Here is a 17,231-nt window from a genome sequence, read left to right on the forward strand (position 1 = left end):
CAGGTGCGCCCGGGCACGCATCGGGCCGGGTCGAACAGGGCGGGTCAGGGTTCCCCCTCACTGACGGATAACGTCTGCCATATGCCTTGGCTGTATGTCCTGAGCAGATCTCGTAACGCCACTGTCTGTTCGCTACAACGCCGGCCAGCCGGCATCATATTTTCCTTACCCACTTAACAGATCGTGACTTACACTCCGCGCCATAACCACCGGAATTCGGTCATCCGGAACATAATTGGTATCGGAGCGCGAGCATGGGACATAGAAGCCCGGCAGTGCGACACGGCGGGAGGGTCAACCCGTCGTTTCGGGTCATTGGGGAAGTTGGGGCAACCGGCAATCCGTGCCGGGGCTGGCGCCTGCGCGGCGCCAGGGCAGCGCATGGCTTCACGCTGATCGAGGTGATGATCACCGTGGCAGTCATTGCCATTCTTGCCGCCGTCGCCATTCCAAATTACAGCCGTCACGTCGTGCGCTCGCACCGGGCCGCAATCGAGTCCTTCATGCTGGAGGTCTCGGGCGCCCAGGAGCGCTACCTGGTCGACAACCGCGCCTACGCCGCCAATCTGGGCGCGCTGGGCATGTCGGTGCCGGCCGCGCAGGCAACGCGCTACGACGTCGCCGTGACGCCGAACGCGGCGCTGCCGCCCGGCTACAGCATCGTGGCCACGCCCAAGGGCAGCCAGCTCGCCGCCGACGCCGACTGCGGCTCGCTGACGCTGACCAGTGCCGGCGCAAAATCCGCGTCTGGTGCAGGCACCGACTGCTGGAACTGACCATGCGGCGCGCCACATTCCCGCCGTCTTTGCCCGGCCGGCCCAGCCGCCGCGGCTTCACCCTGGTCGAACTGCTGTGCGCCATGTCGGTGCTGGCGATCCTCGCAGTCGCGGCGGCGCCGTCGTTCTCGTCACTGATCGCCAACCAGCGCGTGCGCGGTGCCTCGCTTGACCTGACCTCGGCGCTGCTGCTGGCGCGCAGCGAGGCGGTCAAGCGCAATGCCACGGTCACGCTGGCAGCCACCGGTGCCGCCTGGACTGCCGGCTGGGCGGTCACCGCGGGCGCCGAGACGGTGCGCAGCTTCGGGCCCTATGGCGGCCTGACCATCACGCCCAGCGCTGCAGGGGCCCTGGTGCTTGGCAACGACGGCCGGCTCACGGGCGCGGCCATGACTTTCGAAGTGGCGCCCAACGGCGATACGGCAGCGACGTCGCGCGTCTGCGTGCAGGTCAGCGAGACTGGCCGCGTCGCCTCCGCCACGGGAGCCTGCTCATGAAGCAAAGAATTCCGCGGCCGCGGCCGCGCATGACTGGCCGCCGCACACAGGGCGGCTTCCTGCTGATCGAGGTGCTGGTGGCGGTGGTGATCCTGCTGGTCGCGCTGCTTGGCACCGCCGGGCTGGTGGCGCGCTCGGGGCAGACCGAGATGGAGTCCTACCAGCGCGTGCAGGCGCTGGCGCTGCTGCAGGACATGGTTGCGCGCCTCAACGCCAACCGCCAGGTGGCATCGTGCTATGCCAACGGCGCGACCGGCATGCAGCTGGGCAGCGCGGCGGCGCCGCCGGCGGCGTGCACGCAGGGCACCGCCGCGCAGAAGGCTACCGCCGATGCGGACCTGCAGGCCTGGAACACGGCGCTGCTGGGTAGTGCCGAGATGCGCCTGGGAGCCAGCGCCGCTGATGCCGCCCAGGCCGTCGGCGCCATGATCGGTGCGCGCGGCTGCATCGAGACCGTCGACGCCGTCAACAATATCTACCGCATCACCGTGGCCTGGCAGGGCCTGGCCACCACCGGCGCGCCCGCGCTGGGCTGCGGCAAGGGCCAGTACGGCAACGATGCCAATCGCCGCGCGGTCAGCACGCAGATCCGCATCGGCACCCTGGGAACCGTGTCATGAGCCCCCTGCGCCTGTCCGCGCGCCGCCTGCGCCGCCAGCGCGGCATCTCGCTGGTCGAGCTGATGATCGGCATCACCATCGGCCTGGTGCTGCTGACCGCGCTGGCGAGCCTGTACCTGGCCAACAGCCTGTCGCGCACCGAATTCACCAAGTCTGCCGAGCAGGTCGAGAACGGCCGCTACGCGCTGGAGCAGATCCGGCGCGAGGTGGAGCTGGCCGGGTTCTTCGGCGTCGGCAACATTGCACGCAGCACCAAGGCCGCGGATCCGGCGCTGTGCGCGACGGATTCCGCCGCCCTTGGCTTCTCGCCTACTGCCGAAACCGTGCCGGTGGCGCTGACCGGCTATGCGCCGGGCGTCGCGGCACCATGCCTGCCGGATCTGGCGCCGACTTCCGAGGTGCTGGTGATCCGGCGCGTGTCGACCACGGCGGTTGCCGCCCCGGCGCCGGGCGTGCCCTACCTGCAGGTATCGGCCTGTTCGCAGGACACGCAGACCTTTGTCTTCGATGCCAGCGGCGCGGCGGCCTTCGGGCTGCGCACCAAGGCCTGCGATCCGGCCCAGCCGGCCGAACTGCGCCGCGCCATGGTGCGCATCTTCTACCTGGCCGGCTGCGACCGCTGCAGCAACGGCGGCGACGGCATCCCCACGCTGAAGATGGCCGAACTGGTCAACGGTGCGTTCCAGTCGCGCTCGGTCGCGCAGGGGGTGCAGGACATGCATGTGCTGTACGGCGTCGACCAGGACAGCAACGGCTCGGCCGACTGCTACGTGTCCGACCCCCGCGCGAACAACAGCGCCGTCTGCACCGCCGTTCCCGGCTATGACTGGGGCGTGGTGCTCAACAACCTGGCCAATGTCACCACGGTGCGCGTGCACCTGCTGGCGCGCACGCTGAAGCCCTCGGGCGGGCATTCAGACAACCGCACCTATGACCTCGGCCGCGCGGCGGCCGCAGGCCCGTTCAATGACGGCTACAAGCGCCACGTATACGCGCAGGTGGCGCGGCTGGTCAATGTGGCCGGGCTGCGCGAACAATAACGCCATACCGATTCAACACAGCGAAGAGCGAGCAATGATGAAGTCAACGGGCAGGCCGCTGCGCCGCAGGCAATCCGGGGTCACGCTGGTGGTGACGCTGGTGTTCATGGTGCTGTTCCTGCTGATCGCCGTGGCCATGGTCAATTCCGGGCTGGTCAACGTCAAGGTGGCTGCCAACCAGCAGCACAGCGCCGAAGCGCGCGACGTGGCGCAGCAGGCGATCGAGCAGGTGATCAGCGACGACTTCACCAAGGCGCCGGTTGCGGTGGATGTGCCGGTGGACGTGACGGGTGACGGCAAGGCGGATTACATCGCGCAGGTGGCGGCACCGACCTGCGTGACCAGCAAGCCAGTGGCCAAGGTGATCGATCCGGAAAAGCACCCGGAGGATGCCGAATGCACGCTGGGCAGCAGCACCGGCAATGGCAACCTGGTCATGGGCGCAAGCGGTGTCAGTGCGATCAGTTCGCTTTGCAACGATACGCAGTGGGATGTGGCAGCCACCGTCAATGACGTCAATACAACCGGCGCCGTCGCGACGGTGCACCAGGGCGTGGCGGTGCGCACGCTCTATGGCTCCACTTGCCCCTGAAGTCTCGGGCCAGATCCGGATCTTGAAAGGAAGAACCAGCATGTCCATGCCCGCTCGCCGGCTTCGCGCTTCCGCCGCCTGTGCCACAGCCCTGCTCGGGCTGGCTGCCGCGCCCGCGGCGATAGCCGAAGACATCGACCTGTTCACCGGCCTGCAGGCCAACTCCGGGTCGCGTCCCAACGTGCTGCTGATACTCGACAACGCATCGGCGTGGAATGCCAATGCCCAGGTCGATTGCGAAACGCAGAACGTGGTGAGCGCCAACAACGATAACACCAACGTTGGCGCCGAGCAGTGCGCGCTGTACAAGGCGGTGTCGGACCTGATCAATGATGACAAGACGAACGGCAAGATCAACCTTGGCGTGATGATGTTCGGGCAGGGCACCAATACGGGTGGCCAGTTCCGCTTCCCGAAGGTGACGCCGCCCACCGCGCCGTCCGGGCTGGTGCTGATGGAGAAAGGTGCGGGCGGACAGGACATGCTCGACTACATCAAGACCATCGACCGTACCAAGGACAGTGCCAACAACTCGCAGGTCGGCGGCGCCATGCAGGAGGCATGGGCCTTCTTCTCCGGCAAGACGGGATTGTCCGGCACCACATACAAGTCGCCGATCACCAACCCGTGCCAGAAGAACTTCATCATCTACATCGCCAACGCGCTCAACAACGGCAAGCCGCAGGACTCCGGCCAGGATGCCTACAACAAGCTCAAGGAGGCGGGCGCCACCACCGCGCAGCTCACTCCGATCCCGCTGCCCAGGGGCAACAACATCGACAACTGGGGCGATGAGTGGGCGCGCTTCCTGAACGACCTGGACCTGAACGCCGCCAACAACGCGGGCTCGACCACGGCGACGCGCCAGAACATCATTACCTACACCATCGGCGTCACTGACGGTAGCCAGCAAAGCCAGGACTACCTGCAGTTCGTCACCAGCATGGCCCAGAAGGGCGGGGGCGGCAACTTTACAGTCCGGGCCGGAGATGACGACGCGCTTTCGAAGGCGCTGAAGGACATCTTCAACGAGATGCAGGCGGTCAACAACGTGTTTGCCTCGGTCAGCCTGCCGGTCAGCGTGAACGGGCAGGGTTCGTACCTGAACCAGGTCTATATCGGCATGTTCCGCCCGGACGGCAAGGCCCGTCCGCGCTGGGTGGGCAACCTCAAACAGTACAAGCTGGGCTATGACAGCAACGGCAATCTGGTGATGCTCGACGCCGGGGTGCAAGGCGCGATCGACCAGCCCCCGAAGAATGCGGTTAGCAACGCGGGGACCGGGTTTATATCGCCCAATGCCCGCAGCTACTGGACCGAGGATCCGCCGAAGGCGGTGGGCAGCTCCAGCATCGTGACGGACTGGCCCTCGGACGGGTTCTGGAAGAATGCCTCGTCGCTGCTGCGCAATGCCAAGGATTCACCCGACGGCGAGGTCGTCGAGAAGGGCGGCGCCGGAGAAATGCTGCGCGCAGACTACCTGACCAGTCAGGCCGGGCGCCGGCTGCTGACCTGCGCCGACGCGAAATGCAGCAAGGGGACCGCGCTGGCGAATTTCGATACCGCCAACAAGGCCCTCACCGAGGGCAACGGTCCGTCGCTGCTGAAGACCACTGCCGCGGATGTAGCCAATATGATCAACTGGGTGCGCGGCAAGGATGTCTTCGCCACGCTGACCGGCACCGACCCCAAGAAAGAGGCGGAGCCCGGCCCTGGCGGCAACGTCACGGTGCGCGGCTCGATCCACGGCGACGTGCTGCATTCGCGCCCGGTGGTGGTCGACTACGGCGGCACCACTGGCGTAGTGGTCTTCTACGGTGCCAATGACGGTGTGTTCCATGCCGTCAACGGTAACCGCACTGCAGCCATTTCCACCACCGCGGGCACGGTGCGCGCGGGCGGTGAACTGTGGGGCTTCATCGCTCCCGAGTTCTACGGCAAGCTGGCGCGGATCTATAGCAACGCGCCCGAGGTGCGGCTGACGGGCAGCCCGCAGGACACCGCCGAGGTCCAGTTTGCTCCACGCGACTATTTCTTCGACGGCACCACCACGGTCTACCAGGACCTGAGCACCCCGGCCACGCCGCAGGTAAAGATCTACCTGACCGCACGGCGCGGCGGTCGCCTGATTTATGCATTGGACGTCAAGGATCCGGCAAAGCCGGAGTACCTTTGGAGCAAGACCAACGCCGACATCCCTGAACTGGGGCAGACCTGGTCGCAGCCGCGGGTGATGCGCGTGCGCGGCTACCCGACGCCTGTGCTGATCATGGGTGCGGGCTACGACCCCGACGGCGAGGATACCGACCCCGCGCTCAATGGCATCGCCACGGCGACGAACAAGCAAGGCCGCGGCGTGATCGTGCTCGACGCCGGGACGGGCAATGTGGTCTGGGCAGCCCTGGCCAATTGCGCTGGCATCAGCACGGGCACCTGCGTCACCATCAACAGCCGCGCGATTCCTTCCGACGTTGCCGTGGTGGACCGCAATGGTGATGGCTATGCCGAAAAGGCTTATGTCGGCGACGTCGGCGGCAATGTCTGGCGTATCGACTTCGGATCGACGGATACGGATACTCCGTCGACGTGGACGGTCGGCAAGCTCGCGCAATTGGGCGGCGCAGTGGACACCAACGATGCGCGCAAGTTTCTCTATCCGCCCGATGTCGTCGCCACCGGCAAGTACGACGCTGTGATGATCGCCTCGGGCGACCGCGAAAAGCCGCTGTACTCGCTGAGCCAGACCCCGGGCGCGGCGCAGAACGTGCAGAACCGTTTCTTCATGGTCAAGGACCCGAACGTCGACGGGAAGCTGCCTTCGACCTGGACGGCGGTCAAGGCGGCCGATCTTGTCGACGCGACCAACGTGGCCTACCGCGATTCGGCGGTGGCGAGCGGCTTCTACTTGTCGCTGGAATTCGGCGAGAAGGCGGTCAATGCGCCGCTGACCGTTGCGGGCTATACGTACTTCGGCACCAACACGCCTTCCAAGGTCGAGCCCGGGGCCTGCTATCCCGACCTGGGCGTTGCGCGGGGCTACGCGGTGTCATTCCTGACCGGGCTTGGCATGAACAACGGGCCGCGGTTCGTCAGGTTCGACAATGGCGGGCTGCCGCCGTCGCCGGTGTTCGGCATGGTGTCGGTCACGCAGACCGACGGATCGACCCGGCTGGTCCCGGTGCTGATCGGGGGCGGCAAGGCTGGTGCCTCGGGCGGCGACGACAAGTCATCGCTGGGCGGCCAGGAGGTGAAGCCCGCCAGCACCGGCAAGCGCAAGCGCACCTACTGGCACACGCAGAGCGACAAGACCTAGCCAGCCGCCATCACCGCGGCGCTGCCGCCACAGCGCCGCCTTCCTCCTCCCACCACCCACCCCCCAACGCCTGCAGCAGCGCCGCCGAATCCGCCAGCCGGTCGGCGCGCGCCTGCGCCAGTTCCAGCGACGCCTGGCGCGACTGCCGTTCGGCATCCAGCACCGTCAGCTGGCTGACGCCGCCGAGCCGGTACTGCTCCGACACCACTGCCAGCGTATCGCGCGCCTGCCGCGCGCTGTCGGCGCGCTCGCGCAGCGCGGCGGCATCGGTTTCGAGTGCGCGCAGCGAATCGGCCACGTTCTGCAGGCCCTGCAGCACGGCTTGCCGATACGCGGCCAGCGACTGCTCATAGGCCGCCTCCGCCGCGCGTTTGCGTGCCTGCAGCTCGCCGCCGCGGAATACGGGCTGCACCAGCCCCGCGGCCAGGCTCCATACGTTCAGGCTGCTGAACAGGTCGCGCGCCGCGGTGGCTTGCGTGCCGCCGCTGGCGCTCAGCGTGATCCGCGGATAGAGGTTGGCCGTAGCCACGCCGATATTGGCCGAGGCCTGGTGCAGCAGGGCCTCGGCCGCGCGTATATCGGGACGGCGGCGTGCCAGCGTGGCCGGCAGGCTGACCGGCAGCGTGTCGGGCAGGTGCAGGTCGTCGAGGCGGAACTCGGGCAGTGTGGCCGAGGCCGGGGTCTGGCCCGTGTACACCGCGAGCTGGTGCCGCGTGGCATCGAGCTGGCGTTGCAGGGCCGGAACCAGGGTCTGGGTTTGCGCAAGCTCCGCGCGCTGGCGCTGCACGTCGACGCGCGCGACGCCGCCCGCGCGCAGGCGTTCCTCGGTGATGCCAAGCTGGCGCTGCTGGGCCGCCGCCACGGCGGCGGTATCGGCCAGTTGCGCGCGCAGGCCGGCTTCGCGGATGGCCGCGGTGGCCACGTTGGCGGCCAGCGCCAGGCGCGCGGCTTCCAGTTCATAGCGCTGGTAGTCCACCGCTGCCTGCAGTCCTTCCAGTTCGCGCCGCTGGCCGCCGAACAGGTCGAGCACGTACGACACCTGCACCGTGGCGCCGTAAAGCGTGAACGGGCCCGGGCTGGGGATCGCGGTGATGCCCAGGGACTGGAAGTCGACCTGCTGGCGCGTGGTGTTCAGTTTTGCGTCGACGGCGGGCCAGCGCGTCGCGCCGGTGCGCGCGGCCAGGTTCTCCTGCGCCTCGCGCAGCCGGGCGCGCGCCTGCGCCAGCGTCGGGCTGGCATCCAGCGCGCCGCGGATGGTGGCGTCCAGTGCCGGGCTGCGGAACAGTGTCCACCACTGCGCGGGCACGTCGGCGCCGGCGGCCAGGGTTTGCGCGTGGGATTGCCTGCCCGCGTCCGCGGCGTCGGCCGCGACGGTTGCCACCGGCTGCGGGCCCGGCACGTAGCCGGCGTCGTCCGGCGGTGCGGGCGCGCGGAAGTCGGGGCCTACGGCGCAGCCGCACAACAGTGCCGCGGCGGCAAACAGAGGCGTGAGTCGTTGCATGGCCAACCCCTTCAGTCCAGCGTGCGGCGGTAGAAGCGCACCGCAATCGTCATCACCACCACGATGAACAGCGCCATCGGCCACACATTGGGCCATAGCTCGACCCAGCCGTTGCCCTTGAGCAGGATGCCGCGCACCATGCGGTGGAAATACGTCATCGGCAGGATGTTGCCAATGGCCTGCGCCCAGCCCGGCATGCCGGCGAACGGGAACATGAAGCCGGACAGCAGGATGTTGGGCAGGAAGTAGAAGAATGTCAGCTGCATCGCCTGCAGCTGGTTCTGCGCCAGCGACGACAGCGTGATGCCCACCGTCAGGTTGGCCGCGATAAACAGCAGCGTCGCCAGGTACACCGCCAGCACCGAGCCAACGAACGGCACGCTGAAGATCCAGCGCGCGGCCAGCAGCACGATGGTCGCCTGGATCAGGCCGATGAAGATATAGGGCACGATCTTGCCGGTCATCACCTCGAGCGGCCGCACCGGCGTGGCCAGCAGGTTCTCCATGGTGCCGCGCTCGCGTTCGCGCGTCATGGCCAGGCCGGTCATCATCACCATGGTCATCGTCAGGATCACGCCCATCAGGCCGGGAATGATGTTGTATTGCGTGATGCCTTCCGGGTTGTAGAGCCGCTGCACCTGCACGTCGAAGGGCGGCTTGCCGCCGGCCAGCGGCGCCAGCGATCCGTTCAGGTCATGCGCGGCTACGCGGTAGGGCAGCTGCGGCAGCGCGGCGATGGCCTGGCCGGTGGCGGAGGGATCGGTGGCATCGGCCTCGACCAGCAGCGCGGGCCGTTCGCCGCGCAGCAGACGGCGCGTGAAGTCGGGCGGGATGGTCAGCACGAACTGCACCTCGCCCTTCATCAGCGCCTCGCGCCCGGCCTGTTCGTCCGGCAGCGTGCCGACCAGCTTGAAGTAGGTGGACTGCTCCATGCTGGCGATGAACGAGCGCGTGAATTCGCTCTGGTCGGCGGCGATCACCGCGGTCGGCAGGTGGCGCGGATCGGTGTTGATGGCAAAGCCGAACAGCAGCAGCTGCATGATCGGCAGTCCGACAATCATGCCGAAGGTGACGCGGTCGCGCCGCAGCTGCAGGAATTCCTTGAGCACGATGCTCCACCAGCGTTGCAACGAGAAGCGCTGTTGCGCGGCCGGCTTGCGGGCGGCGGCTGTCATGACGCCTCCCTGGCCTTGCGGACAGCCATATTGTCTTCGGCCCCGCTCATCATGTGGATGAACACGTCTTCCAGGCTGGTCTGGGTTTGCTCGACGCGCCGGCCCGGTCCCGCCAGCCGCGCAAGCGTATCGGCCAGCGCCTGCGCATCGCGCCCGGTCACATGCAGCGCGGTGCCGAAGGCCACGGTCTGCCCCACGCCCGGCGCACCCTGCAACTGCTCGGACAGCGCGGCGAGGTCGTCGCCTTCCACGCTCCAGGTCGACAGCTTCTGGCTGGCCACCACTTCATCGGCGGTGCCCTGCGCCAGCAGCTTGCCGTAGGCGATATAGGCCAGCTTGTGGCAGCGCTCGGCCTCGTCCATGTAGTGCGTGCTGACCAGCACCGAGATGCCGCGCGCGGCCAGCTGGTGCAGCTGCTCCCAGAAGTCGCGCCGGGCCTTGGGGTCCACGCCCGCGGTGGGTTCGTCGAGCAGCAGCAGCTCGGGCTCGTGCAGCAGGCAGGCCGCCAGCGCCAGCCGCTGCTTCCAGCCGCCCGACAGTGCGCCGGCCAGCTGCGCCGAGCGCGAGGCGAGGCCCAGGTCTTCCAGTGCGCGGTCGACTGCCTCGCGCCGGTTCGGCATGCCGTAGACGCGCGCGACGAAGTCCAGGTTCTCGCGGATCGACAGGTCGTCCCAGTAAGAGAATTTCTGTGTCATGTAGCCGACGCGGCGCTTGATCTCGTCGGACTCGCTGCGGATGTCGTAGCCCAGGCAGGTGCCCTCGCCGGAATCGGGCGTCAGCAGCCCGCACATCATGCGGATCGAGGTGGTCTTGCCGCTGCCGTTGGGGCCGAGGAAGCCGAAGATCTCGCCGCGCGCGACCTGCATGCTCAGGTCGTTGACCACGTGCTTGTCGCCGAAGTGCTTGTTCAGGCCGCGCACGTCGATGGCGAGTTCGCTTGCGCTGCCGTTGATTGTCGTGTTCATTGCCGCACCACTTCAACGGGCTGGCCCGGCCGCAGCCTGGGCGCATCGGCCGCCGCCGGGCGCGCTTCGACCAGGAACACCAGCTTGCGCCGCGTCTCGTTGCTGTAAATCACCGGCGGCGTGTATTCGGCCTCGTTGGCGACGTAGCTGATGGTGGCCGCCACCGGCGCGGCGCAGCCGTCGCAGCGCACCTGCACCGCCTGGCCGTTGCGCAGCGCGCCCACCACGGTCTCCGGCACATAGAAGCGCACCTTGACGTTGCCCGGCGGCAGCATGCGCACCACCGGGCTGCCCGCCGGCACCCATTCGCCGAGGCGGTAGGGCGTGTCGTAGACCAGCCCCGCCTGGGTCGCGGCAACGGTCTTGCGCGACAGCTTCCACTCGGCCTGCGCCAGCGCCGCGCGCGCGGCGGCCACCTGCGCGGCCTGCGCGGCTTGCTGCGCATCCCGGCCCGGCAGCCGGGCCACGTCGATATCGCGCTGCAGTTCGCGCACACGTGCGGCGTCGCTGCTGGCTTGCGCGCGCGATTCGTCCAGCTGCGCTTGCGCGATGCCGCCGATCTCATACTGGCGCTGGTCGCGCCGCAAGGCCGCGGCACTGCGCTGCGCCTGGGCCTGTGCCTGCGCCAGCTGGGCGCGGCTGACCTCGACTTCGACCGGGCGCTTGCCGGTCTTCAGGTCTTGCAGCTGTGCCTCGGCCGCGCGCAGCTGGTCTTCGGCCTGCTGGCGCGCGGCGCGCTCGTCGTCGGATTCGAGGGCAAACAGCGCGGCGCCCTGGCCGACCTGCTGGCCGCGCTGCACCGACAGCGTGTCGAGGCGCCCGGCGAACGGCGAGGCCACGCTGACGAATTCGCCTTCGACATAGCCTTGCCAGGTGTCGGCGCGCTCACGGCTGCAAGCGGCGACCAGCAGCACCGCCGCCAGCGTGGCAAGCACCGCTGCCGGCAGTTGCGGGCGGGTAGGGTGGGCGGGGTTCATGATGCCTCCGGAGAAAGCCTGGACTTGCCGGCATCGGGCGCCGGCGCCAGCCCGTGCGTCAGCAGCGCGGATACGTGGCGCACCAGCGTGTCGGTATCGACCGCTTCGCCGCCGGGCAGCCGGCGCCAGATATGGGTGGTGGCCAGCGGCAGCAGCGTCAGGCCGATCAGCGACGGCATCACCAGCGCCGGCTCCAGTCCGCTATTGAGCTGCCCGCGCGCGATCGCGGCCGCCAGCGGCGCGCTCAGTGCACCGGCGCGCTGCAGCGCGAAGCGGTCCAGCACGCGCTCGCGCAGGGCGCCGTCGGCACTGGCGACTTCGCGGATCCACAGCCCGGGAAACCAGGGCGTGGCGGCCGCGGTGCGGATCAGCTGGCCGGCGATGCCGATCAGCATGGCCATCGGCTCGGCATCCCCGGCGGCAGCGAAGACGCTGGCCACCAGCGGCTGCAGCTTTTCCTCGACCACGGCGTCCAGCAGCAATTCGCGGTCGCTGAAGTAGTAATGGACCAGCGCCGGCGTTACGCCGGCCTGGGTGGCGATCGCCTTGACCGGGGTGCCGGCCACGCCCTGGCGCGAGAACAGGTCGGTGGCCGCATCGAGGATGCGTTCGCGCTGGCCGGGCTGGCCGGCCGCAGGACGACCGGGGCTGCGGCGGGCGGAGGGTTTCGGTTTGGCGGGCGGGCGCGGCATGGGCAAACGGATGCAAGCGGTCTCCAGTGAATATTAATTTTTTCGTTAATTAATTCAAGGACGGTTACAACGTCGGCCTTCCGGCACACCCTTTGGCAGGTAGACATGTCATGGGCGCTTGGCTACGCTGCGGGCGCCGGAGCGCGCCGTCTCGGGCACTTCCCTTGCCGATCGCCTCTGCCGATGCCGTTTCCGCCACTTGCCACCGCTCCCGTTCGTCTCCGTTTTCGTCGTGTGCTGGCCGCGCTGGCCTGTTGTGCGTGCCTGCCAGCGATGGCGCAGCAAGCGGAGCCGATGCAAGGCCCGGCTGAAGCGGAGAGCCCGTTCGCCTTTCACGGCCAGAGCACCTACATCTGGCAGCGCAAGCCATCATTCGGCGCGGCCTACTCCGGCCCCAACAGCCTGGGTACCGAACGAGCCAAGAGCTACTCGTTCAGCGCGACGCTGGATCTGGGACTGAAGCTGTGGCAAGGCGCGGAGTTCCACTTCAACCCGGAGGCCACGCAAGGCGTGCCGTTTGCCGGCCTGCACGGCCTGGGCGGCTTGTCCAACGGTGAACTGGGCAAGGCCGCCAGCACCAATCCGGTGTTCTACCGCGCGCGCGCGTTCGTGCGGCAGACCTGGGGCCTGGGCGGCGGCAGCGAGGCACTGGAAGCGGATTTCAACCAGTTTGCGCGCACGGTCGACCGGCAGCGCGTGGTGCTGACGGCGGGCAACTTTGGCGTGCTGGATGTCTTCGACCAGAACGAGTTCGGCTCGGACCCGCGCACGCAATTCATGAACTGGTCGTTCATGACGCATGGCGCCTTCGACTATCCGGCCGATGCACGCGGCTATAGCTGGGGCCTGTCGCTGGAATACATCGGCGACGGCTGGTCGGCGCGCATCGGGCGCTTCCTGCAGCCGCTGGAATCCAACGGGCTGCGGCTCGACACCCGCATGTTCGAGCACTACGGCGACATCATCGAAGTGGAGAAGCGCTACCAGCTCGCCGGCCGGCCCGGCACCGCGCGGCTGCTGTGGTTCCGCAACAAGGCGCGCATGGGCGCGTTCAGCGATGCCATCGGCTTCGGCATGGCCAACAATACCACCCCGGATGTCGCCGACGTGCGCCGCGAGCACGCCAAGAGCGGCGTGGGCGTGACACTGCTGCAGCAGGTCACCGATTCACTGGGGATGTTCGCGCGCGCCAGCCTGTCCGACGACAAGACCGAGACCTACGCCTTCACGGAAATCGGCCGCCAGGTGTCGGCCGGCGGCGTGCTGAAGGGCGATGCGTGGGGACGGGCGCGCGATGCGCTGGGCGTGGCGGTGGCCATCAACATGCTGGGCCCAAACCACCGCAACTACCTGGCCGCGGGCGGGCAGGGCGCGTTCCTGGGCGACGGTGCGCTGCGCTACGGGCCCGAGCAGATCCTGGAGATCTACTACAGCTTCCAGCCGGTGAAGTACCTGAGCATCAGCCCCGACTTCCAGTACGTGCGCAACCCGGGCTACAACCGCGACCGCGGGCCGGTGAAGTTCTACGGGGTGCGGTTTCACGGGGAGTTCTGATCCTCCCCGCCTGCCTCACTGCCGCGCGTTGCGCTTGTTATCCGGCCACGCCGTATTGAAGTTGGTCCGGAACGGATTGATATCCAACCCGCCCCTACGCGTATAGCGCGCATACACCGCCAGCTTGACCGGCTTGCACTCGCGCATCACGTCCATGAAGATCCGCTCCACGCACTGCTCGTGGAACTCGTTGTGGTTGCGGAACGAGATCAAGTACTTGAGCAACCCTTCCTGGTTGATCGGCGCACCCACGTAGCGGATCTGCACGCTGCCCCAGTCCGGCTGGCCGGTGACCAGGCAGTTGGACTTCAGCAAATGCGACACCAGCGTTTCCTCCACCGGCGATTCTTGCTGGTCGGCAGAGAGCAGCTCGGGCGCGGGCTCATAGCGGTCCACCTCGATATCGAGCCGGTCCAGCAGCAGGCCGTCGAGCTCCCCCATCTTCTGCTTGCCCAGGTCCGCTTCAGTCACCAGCCGCACCTGCACGGTGCCGCCGGTGGCTTCGGACAGGTCGTGGTGCAGCAGCTGCTGCAGCGCCTCGGGTGAAGCAATCCTGGTCTGGTTGAACGAGTTCAGGTACAGCTTGAACGACTTGGACTCGATGATATTGGGCGTGTCCGACGGGATGATGAAGCTGGCCAGCGCCACCTGCGGCTTGCCCTTCAGGTTCAGCCACGACAGCTCGTACGCGTTCCAGATATCGACGCCGAAGAACGGCACCGGCTTGCCTTCGGGCAGGCCGATCTCGGTGCGCTTGGGCTGGCGCGGGATCGGGAACAGCAGCGAGGCGTCGTATTCGGTCTTGTAGGCCGAGGGCTTGCCCAGCGGCGAGTGTTCAGGGAGGCTCATGGGGCGCTCAGCAGGTGTCAGGACAGGAACAGCTTGTACACCGGGTTGTCGGTCTCGTCCCAGTGTACGTAACCCAGCGTCGAAAGGAAGGCGCGGAAGGCGCGCTTCTCGTTCTTCGGCACCTGGATGCCGACCAGGATGTTGGAGGTATCCGCACCCTGGTTGCGGTAGTGGAACAAGCTGATATTCCAGTTCGGGCTCATGCTGGACAGGAACCGCATCAGCGCGCCCGGCCGCTCGGGGAACTCGAAGCGGTACAGCAGCTCGTCATGCGCCAGCGCCGAGCGCCCGCCCACCATGTATCGGATATGCTGCTTGGCCAGCTCGTCGTTGGACAGGTCCAGCGTGTCGAAGCCGTGCTTGCGGAAGCTGGCCGCGATCTTGTCGTTCTCGGCGCGGCTGGCGATCTGCACGCCGACGAAGATATGCGCCATGCTGGTATCGGCGATGCGGTAGTTGAACTCGGTCACGCTGCGCGTGCCCACCAGCTCGCAGAAGCGCTTGAAGCTGCCGCGCTCCTCGGGGATGGTCACGGCGAACACGGCTTCGCGCGCCTCGCCCACCTCGGCGCGCTCGGCGACAAAGCGCAGGCGGTCGAAGTTCATGTTGGCGCCGCAGGCGATCGCCACCAGGTGCTGGCCCTTGAGCTTCTCGCGCTCGGCATAGGCCTTCAGGCCTGCCACGGCCAGCGCGCCGGCCGGCTCCAGGATGCTGCGGGTGTCCTGGAACACGTCCTTCAGGCCAGCGCAGATGGCGTCGGTATCCACCAGGATGATGTCGTCGACCAGCTCGCGCGTGATGCGAAAGGTCTCCTTGCCGACCAGCTTGACCGCGGTGCCGTCCGAGAACAGCCCCACTTCCTTCAGCTCGATGCGCTTGCCGGCGTCGACCGAGCGCTTCATCGCGTCAGAGTCCACCGTCTGCACGCCGATCACCTTGATCTCGGGGCGCACCGCCTTGATGTACGAGGCGATGCCAGAGATCAGCCCGCCGCCGCCAATGGCGACGAACACGGCATGGATCGGGCCCGGGTGCTGGCGCAGGATCTCCATGGCGATGGTGCCCTGGCCGGCGATGACCTCGGGATCGTCGAACGGATGGATGAAGGTCAGCTTGTGCTTCTTCTCCAGCTCCGCAGCGTGGTTGTAGGCGTCGCTGTAGGACTCGCCGTGCAGCACGATTTCCACCCACTGGCCGCCGCGTTCGCGCACCGCGTCGATCTTCACCTGCGGCGTGGTGACCGGCATGGCGATGATGGCCTTGCACTGCAGGCGCGCCGCGGACAGCGCCACGCCCTGCGCGTGGTTGCCGGCCGAGGCGGCGATCACGCCGCGCTTGAGCTCTTCCTGCGTCAGCGAGGCCATCTTGTTGTATGCGCCGCGCAGCTTGAAGGAGAAGACCGGCTGGGTGTCCTCGCGCTTGAACCAGACCGCATTGCCGGTGCGCGCCGACAATTGGTGCGCGTAGGTCAGTTCGGTCTCCTGCGCCACGTCGTAGACCTTGGCGGTCAGGATCTTCTTCAGGTAATCGGGTCGGGCGGCGGACGTGCGGGTCATGGTCTCGGGGCGGGCCGTGGGGCGGCGCAAAAAAAGGCGGAAATTCTGGCGGAAACCGTCAATGATAAAGGATGGCGGCGACTTCCACCTGGCCCGGGCGACGCTCCCGCCGCCCGCGGCGGGCGGCCCGGGCCGCGCGGAGGTCGCTCTTCGTGTGGATGACGGTGCACTCATGCGGGGCGCGGCGAGCCACGCGGGGCGGGGCCGCAGACGCTTGGCCCTGGACTTGCGTCGAGGCCAGGTTGCGTGCGCGCCATGTAGGACGGCGTCCGGTGGACGCCGGTCAAAACGACGTGTTACGGTGTAACGCGATGCCACAACTACCGCTAATCGAACCCAATACCGCCCTGTTTCTCGACTTCGACGGCACCCTGGCCGACCTGGCCCCGCGCCCGGAACTGGTGCAGGTCGAACCGGAACTGGTCGGCACGCTGCACACGCTATTCGAGCGTCTGGACGGCGCGCTGGCCGTCATCTCCGGGCGGCCGATCTCTGAACTCGACCACTTCCTGCAGCCCCTGCGGCTGCCGGCCGCCGGCGTGCATGGTGCTGAATTCCGCACCGACGGCGGCATGGTGTCAAAGACTTCCGCCCCCGGCCTGGAACCGCTGATCCCCCACCTGGAAGCGCTGGTGCGCGCCTATCCCGCCCTGCGGCTGGAGCGCAAGTCCGTTGCCGTCGCCATCCACTACCGCCAGGCGCCTGAACTGGCCGGCGTGGTCGATGCCGCGGTCACCGAGGTGCTGCGCCATGCCGTCGGACTGGAAGCGCTGCCCGGCAAGATGGTGGTCGAGATCAAGCCGGCCGGCGTCGACAAGGGCGACGCCATTGCCGCATTCATGAAATCCGCGCCCTTCGCCGAGCGCGTGCCGCTTTTTGCCGGCGACGACCTGACCGACGAGCCGGGCTTTGCCGCTGTGCGCAAGCTCGGCGGGCTGGGCGTGCTGGTGGGCCAGCGCGAGACCGTGGCCAGCGTCAGCGTGCCCGGACCGGCCGCGCTGCGCAGCTGGCTGCACCGCTCGGCCCGCGCGCTGGAAGGCGCCGGCGGCGAGCCGCGCGCCGTGCCGAATGAGGCCGAGCCAGGCCCGGCCCGGCGCACAACGACATCCTGAGGGAGGTATCGC

The 17,231-nt window shown here is 67.8% G+C and carries 15 protein-coding genes; 8 read left to right on the forward strand and 7 right to left on the reverse strand.

Annotated elements, in window-relative coordinates; all coding sequences use genetic code 11:
• Positions 1-254: 254 nt before the first annotated feature.
• From AC3WVS_RS13340 to AC3WVS_RS13365, 6 genes are read left to right on the forward strand one after another with little or no spacing between them, the layout of a single operon-like run.
• Positions 255-776 carry a type IV pilin protein gene (locus AC3WVS_RS13340; RefSeq protein ID WP_492319000.1) on the forward strand — a complete coding sequence of 174 codons (522 nt, stop codon included), beginning with the start codon at positions 255-257 and terminating at the stop codon, positions 774-776.
• A 2-nt stretch (positions 777-778) separates the two neighbouring features.
• Positions 779-1,273, forward strand: a complete 495-nt coding sequence (locus AC3WVS_RS13345; RefSeq protein WP_492319001.1) for a GspH/FimT family pseudopilin — start codon at positions 779-781, stop codon at positions 1,271-1,273.
• Entirely contained in the window at positions 1,270-1,893 is a 624-nt protein-coding gene (gene pilV / locus AC3WVS_RS13350; RefSeq protein ID WP_492319002.1) for a type IV pilus modification protein PilV, read from the forward strand. Before AC3WVS_RS13345 ends, pilV begins: the two co-directional genes overlap by 4 nt.
• Positions 1,890-2,933 (forward strand): PilW family protein, encoded by a 1,044-nt coding sequence (locus tag AC3WVS_RS13355; protein WP_492319003.1) that lies wholly within the window; start codon positions 1,890-1,892, stop codon positions 2,931-2,933. The genes pilV and AC3WVS_RS13355 overlap by 4 nt, the downstream gene beginning before the upstream one ends.
• Positions 2,934-2,967: 34 nt before the next feature.
• Complete coding sequence (locus AC3WVS_RS13360) at positions 2,968-3,525, forward strand: pilus assembly protein (RefSeq protein WP_492319004.1); 558 nt, start codon at positions 2,968-2,970, stop codon at positions 3,523-3,525.
• Between the two features lie 40 nt (positions 3,526-3,565).
• A complete protein-coding gene (locus tag AC3WVS_RS13365; RefSeq protein WP_492319005.1) occupies positions 3,566-6,838 on the forward strand; it encodes a pilus assembly protein in 3,273 nt (1,090 codons plus the stop codon).
• Positions 6,839-6,848: 10 nt separating this feature from the next.
• Here the strand turns inward: AC3WVS_RS13365 and AC3WVS_RS13370 are convergent, their stop codons facing one another.
• From AC3WVS_RS13370 to AC3WVS_RS13390, 5 genes are read right to left on the reverse strand one after another with little or no spacing between them, the layout of a single operon-like run.
• On the reverse strand, positions 6,849-8,339 hold the full coding sequence (locus AC3WVS_RS13370; RefSeq protein ID WP_492319006.1) for an efflux transporter outer membrane subunit: 1,491 nt from the start codon (positions 8,337-8,339) through the stop codon (positions 6,849-6,851).
• Between the two features lie 11 nt (positions 8,340-8,350).
• Positions 8,351-9,514 carry an ABC transporter permease gene (locus AC3WVS_RS13375; RefSeq protein WP_492319007.1) on the reverse strand — a complete coding sequence of 388 codons (1,164 nt, stop codon included), beginning with the start codon at positions 9,512-9,514 and terminating at the stop codon, positions 8,351-8,353.
• Positions 9,511-10,479, reverse strand: a complete 969-nt coding sequence (locus tag AC3WVS_RS13380) for an ABC transporter ATP-binding protein (RefSeq protein WP_492319008.1) — start codon at positions 10,477-10,479, stop codon at positions 9,511-9,513. Before AC3WVS_RS13380 ends, AC3WVS_RS13375 begins: the two co-directional genes overlap by 4 nt.
• On the reverse strand, positions 10,476-11,456 hold the full coding sequence (locus AC3WVS_RS13385; RefSeq protein ID WP_492319009.1) for an HlyD family secretion protein: 981 nt from the start codon (positions 11,454-11,456) through the stop codon (positions 10,476-10,478). The genes AC3WVS_RS13380 and AC3WVS_RS13385 overlap by 4 nt, the downstream gene beginning before the upstream one ends.
• Positions 11,453-12,148 carry a TetR/AcrR family transcriptional regulator gene (locus AC3WVS_RS13390; RefSeq protein ID WP_492319010.1) on the reverse strand — a complete coding sequence of 232 codons (696 nt, stop codon included), beginning with the start codon at positions 12,146-12,148 and terminating at the stop codon, positions 11,453-11,455. Before AC3WVS_RS13390 ends, AC3WVS_RS13385 begins: the two co-directional genes overlap by 4 nt.
• A gap of 183 nt (positions 12,149-12,331) precedes the next feature.
• On the opposite strand from AC3WVS_RS13390, the gene AC3WVS_RS13395 reads away from it, so the two are divergent.
• Complete coding sequence (locus AC3WVS_RS13395; RefSeq protein WP_492319011.1) at positions 12,332-13,702, forward strand: carbohydrate porin; 1,371 nt, start codon at positions 12,332-12,334, stop codon at positions 13,700-13,702.
• 15 nt (positions 13,703-13,717) lie between these two features.
• On the opposite strand, the gene queF is transcribed toward AC3WVS_RS13395, so the two are convergent.
• Positions 13,718-14,551: an NADPH-dependent 7-cyano-7-deazaguanine reductase QueF gene (queF, locus tag AC3WVS_RS13400; protein ID WP_010814426.1), complete on the reverse strand. Its 834-nt coding sequence runs from the start codon at positions 14,549-14,551 to the stop codon at positions 13,718-13,720.
• 17 nt (positions 14,552-14,568) lie between these two features.
• Positions 14,569-16,107, reverse strand: coding sequence for a threonine ammonia-lyase, biosynthetic (ilvA, locus tag AC3WVS_RS13405; protein WP_492319012.1), 1,539 nt, complete (start codon positions 16,105-16,107; stop codon positions 14,569-14,571).
• 311 nt (positions 16,108-16,418) lie between these two features.
• Here ilvA and otsB point away from each other — a divergent pair, with 311 nt between their 5' ends.
• On the forward strand, positions 16,419-17,219 hold the full coding sequence (otsB, locus tag AC3WVS_RS13410) for a trehalose-phosphatase (RefSeq protein ID WP_492319013.1): 801 nt from the start codon (positions 16,419-16,421) through the stop codon (positions 17,217-17,219).
• Positions 17,220-17,231: the final 12 nt, after the last annotated feature.

It is taken from the genome of Cupriavidus sp. CPT47-8839-RL05A, assembly GCF_058792255.1.

Bases quoted from the DNA above. Each gene is read 5' to 3' on its own strand.
- AC3WVS_RS13370 (WP_492319006.1), bottom strand. From the start codon at position 8,339: ATGCAACGACTCACGCCTCTGTTTGCCGCCGCGGCACTGTTGTGCGGC.
- pilV (WP_492319002.1), top strand. From the start codon at position 1,270: ATGAAGCAAAGAATTCCGCGGCCGCGGCCGCGCATGACTGGCCGCCGC.
- AC3WVS_RS13390 (WP_492319010.1), bottom strand. From the start codon at position 12,148: ATGCCGCGCCCGCCCGCCAAACCGAAACCCTCCGCCCGCCGCAGCCCC.
- AC3WVS_RS13365 (WP_492319005.1), top strand. From the start codon at position 3,566: ATGTCCATGCCCGCTCGCCGGCTTCGCGCTTCCGCCGCCTGTGCCACA.
- queF (WP_010814426.1), bottom strand. From the start codon at position 14,551: ATGAGCCTCCCTGAACACTCGCCGCTGGGCAAGCCCTCGGCCTACAAG.
- AC3WVS_RS13360 (WP_492319004.1), top strand. From the start codon at position 2,968: ATGATGAAGTCAACGGGCAGGCCGCTGCGCCGCAGGCAATCCGGGGTC.
- ilvA (WP_492319012.1), bottom strand. From the start codon at position 16,107: ATGACCCGCACGTCCGCCGCCCGACCCGATTACCTGAAGAAGATCCTG.
- AC3WVS_RS13380 (WP_492319008.1), bottom strand. From the start codon at position 10,479: ATGAACACGACAATCAACGGCAGCGCAAGCGAACTCGCCATCGACGTG.
- AC3WVS_RS13340 (WP_492319000.1), top strand. From the start codon at position 255: ATGGGACATAGAAGCCCGGCAGTGCGACACGGCGGGAGGGTCAACCCG.
- otsB (WP_492319013.1), top strand. From the start codon at position 16,419: ATGCCACAACTACCGCTAATCGAACCCAATACCGCCCTGTTTCTCGAC.
- AC3WVS_RS13375 (WP_492319007.1), bottom strand. From the start codon at position 9,514: ATGACAGCCGCCGCCCGCAAGCCGGCCGCGCAACAGCGCTTCTCGTTG.
- AC3WVS_RS13345 (WP_492319001.1), top strand. From the start codon at position 779: ATGCGGCGCGCCACATTCCCGCCGTCTTTGCCCGGCCGGCCCAGCCGC.
- AC3WVS_RS13395 (WP_492319011.1), top strand. From the start codon at position 12,332: ATGCCGTTTCCGCCACTTGCCACCGCTCCCGTTCGTCTCCGTTTTCGT.
- AC3WVS_RS13355 (WP_492319003.1), top strand. From the start codon at position 1,890: ATGAGCCCCCTGCGCCTGTCCGCGCGCCGCCTGCGCCGCCAGCGCGGC.
- AC3WVS_RS13385 (WP_492319009.1), bottom strand. From the start codon at position 11,456: ATGAACCCCGCCCACCCTACCCGCCCGCAACTGCCGGCAGCGGTGCTT.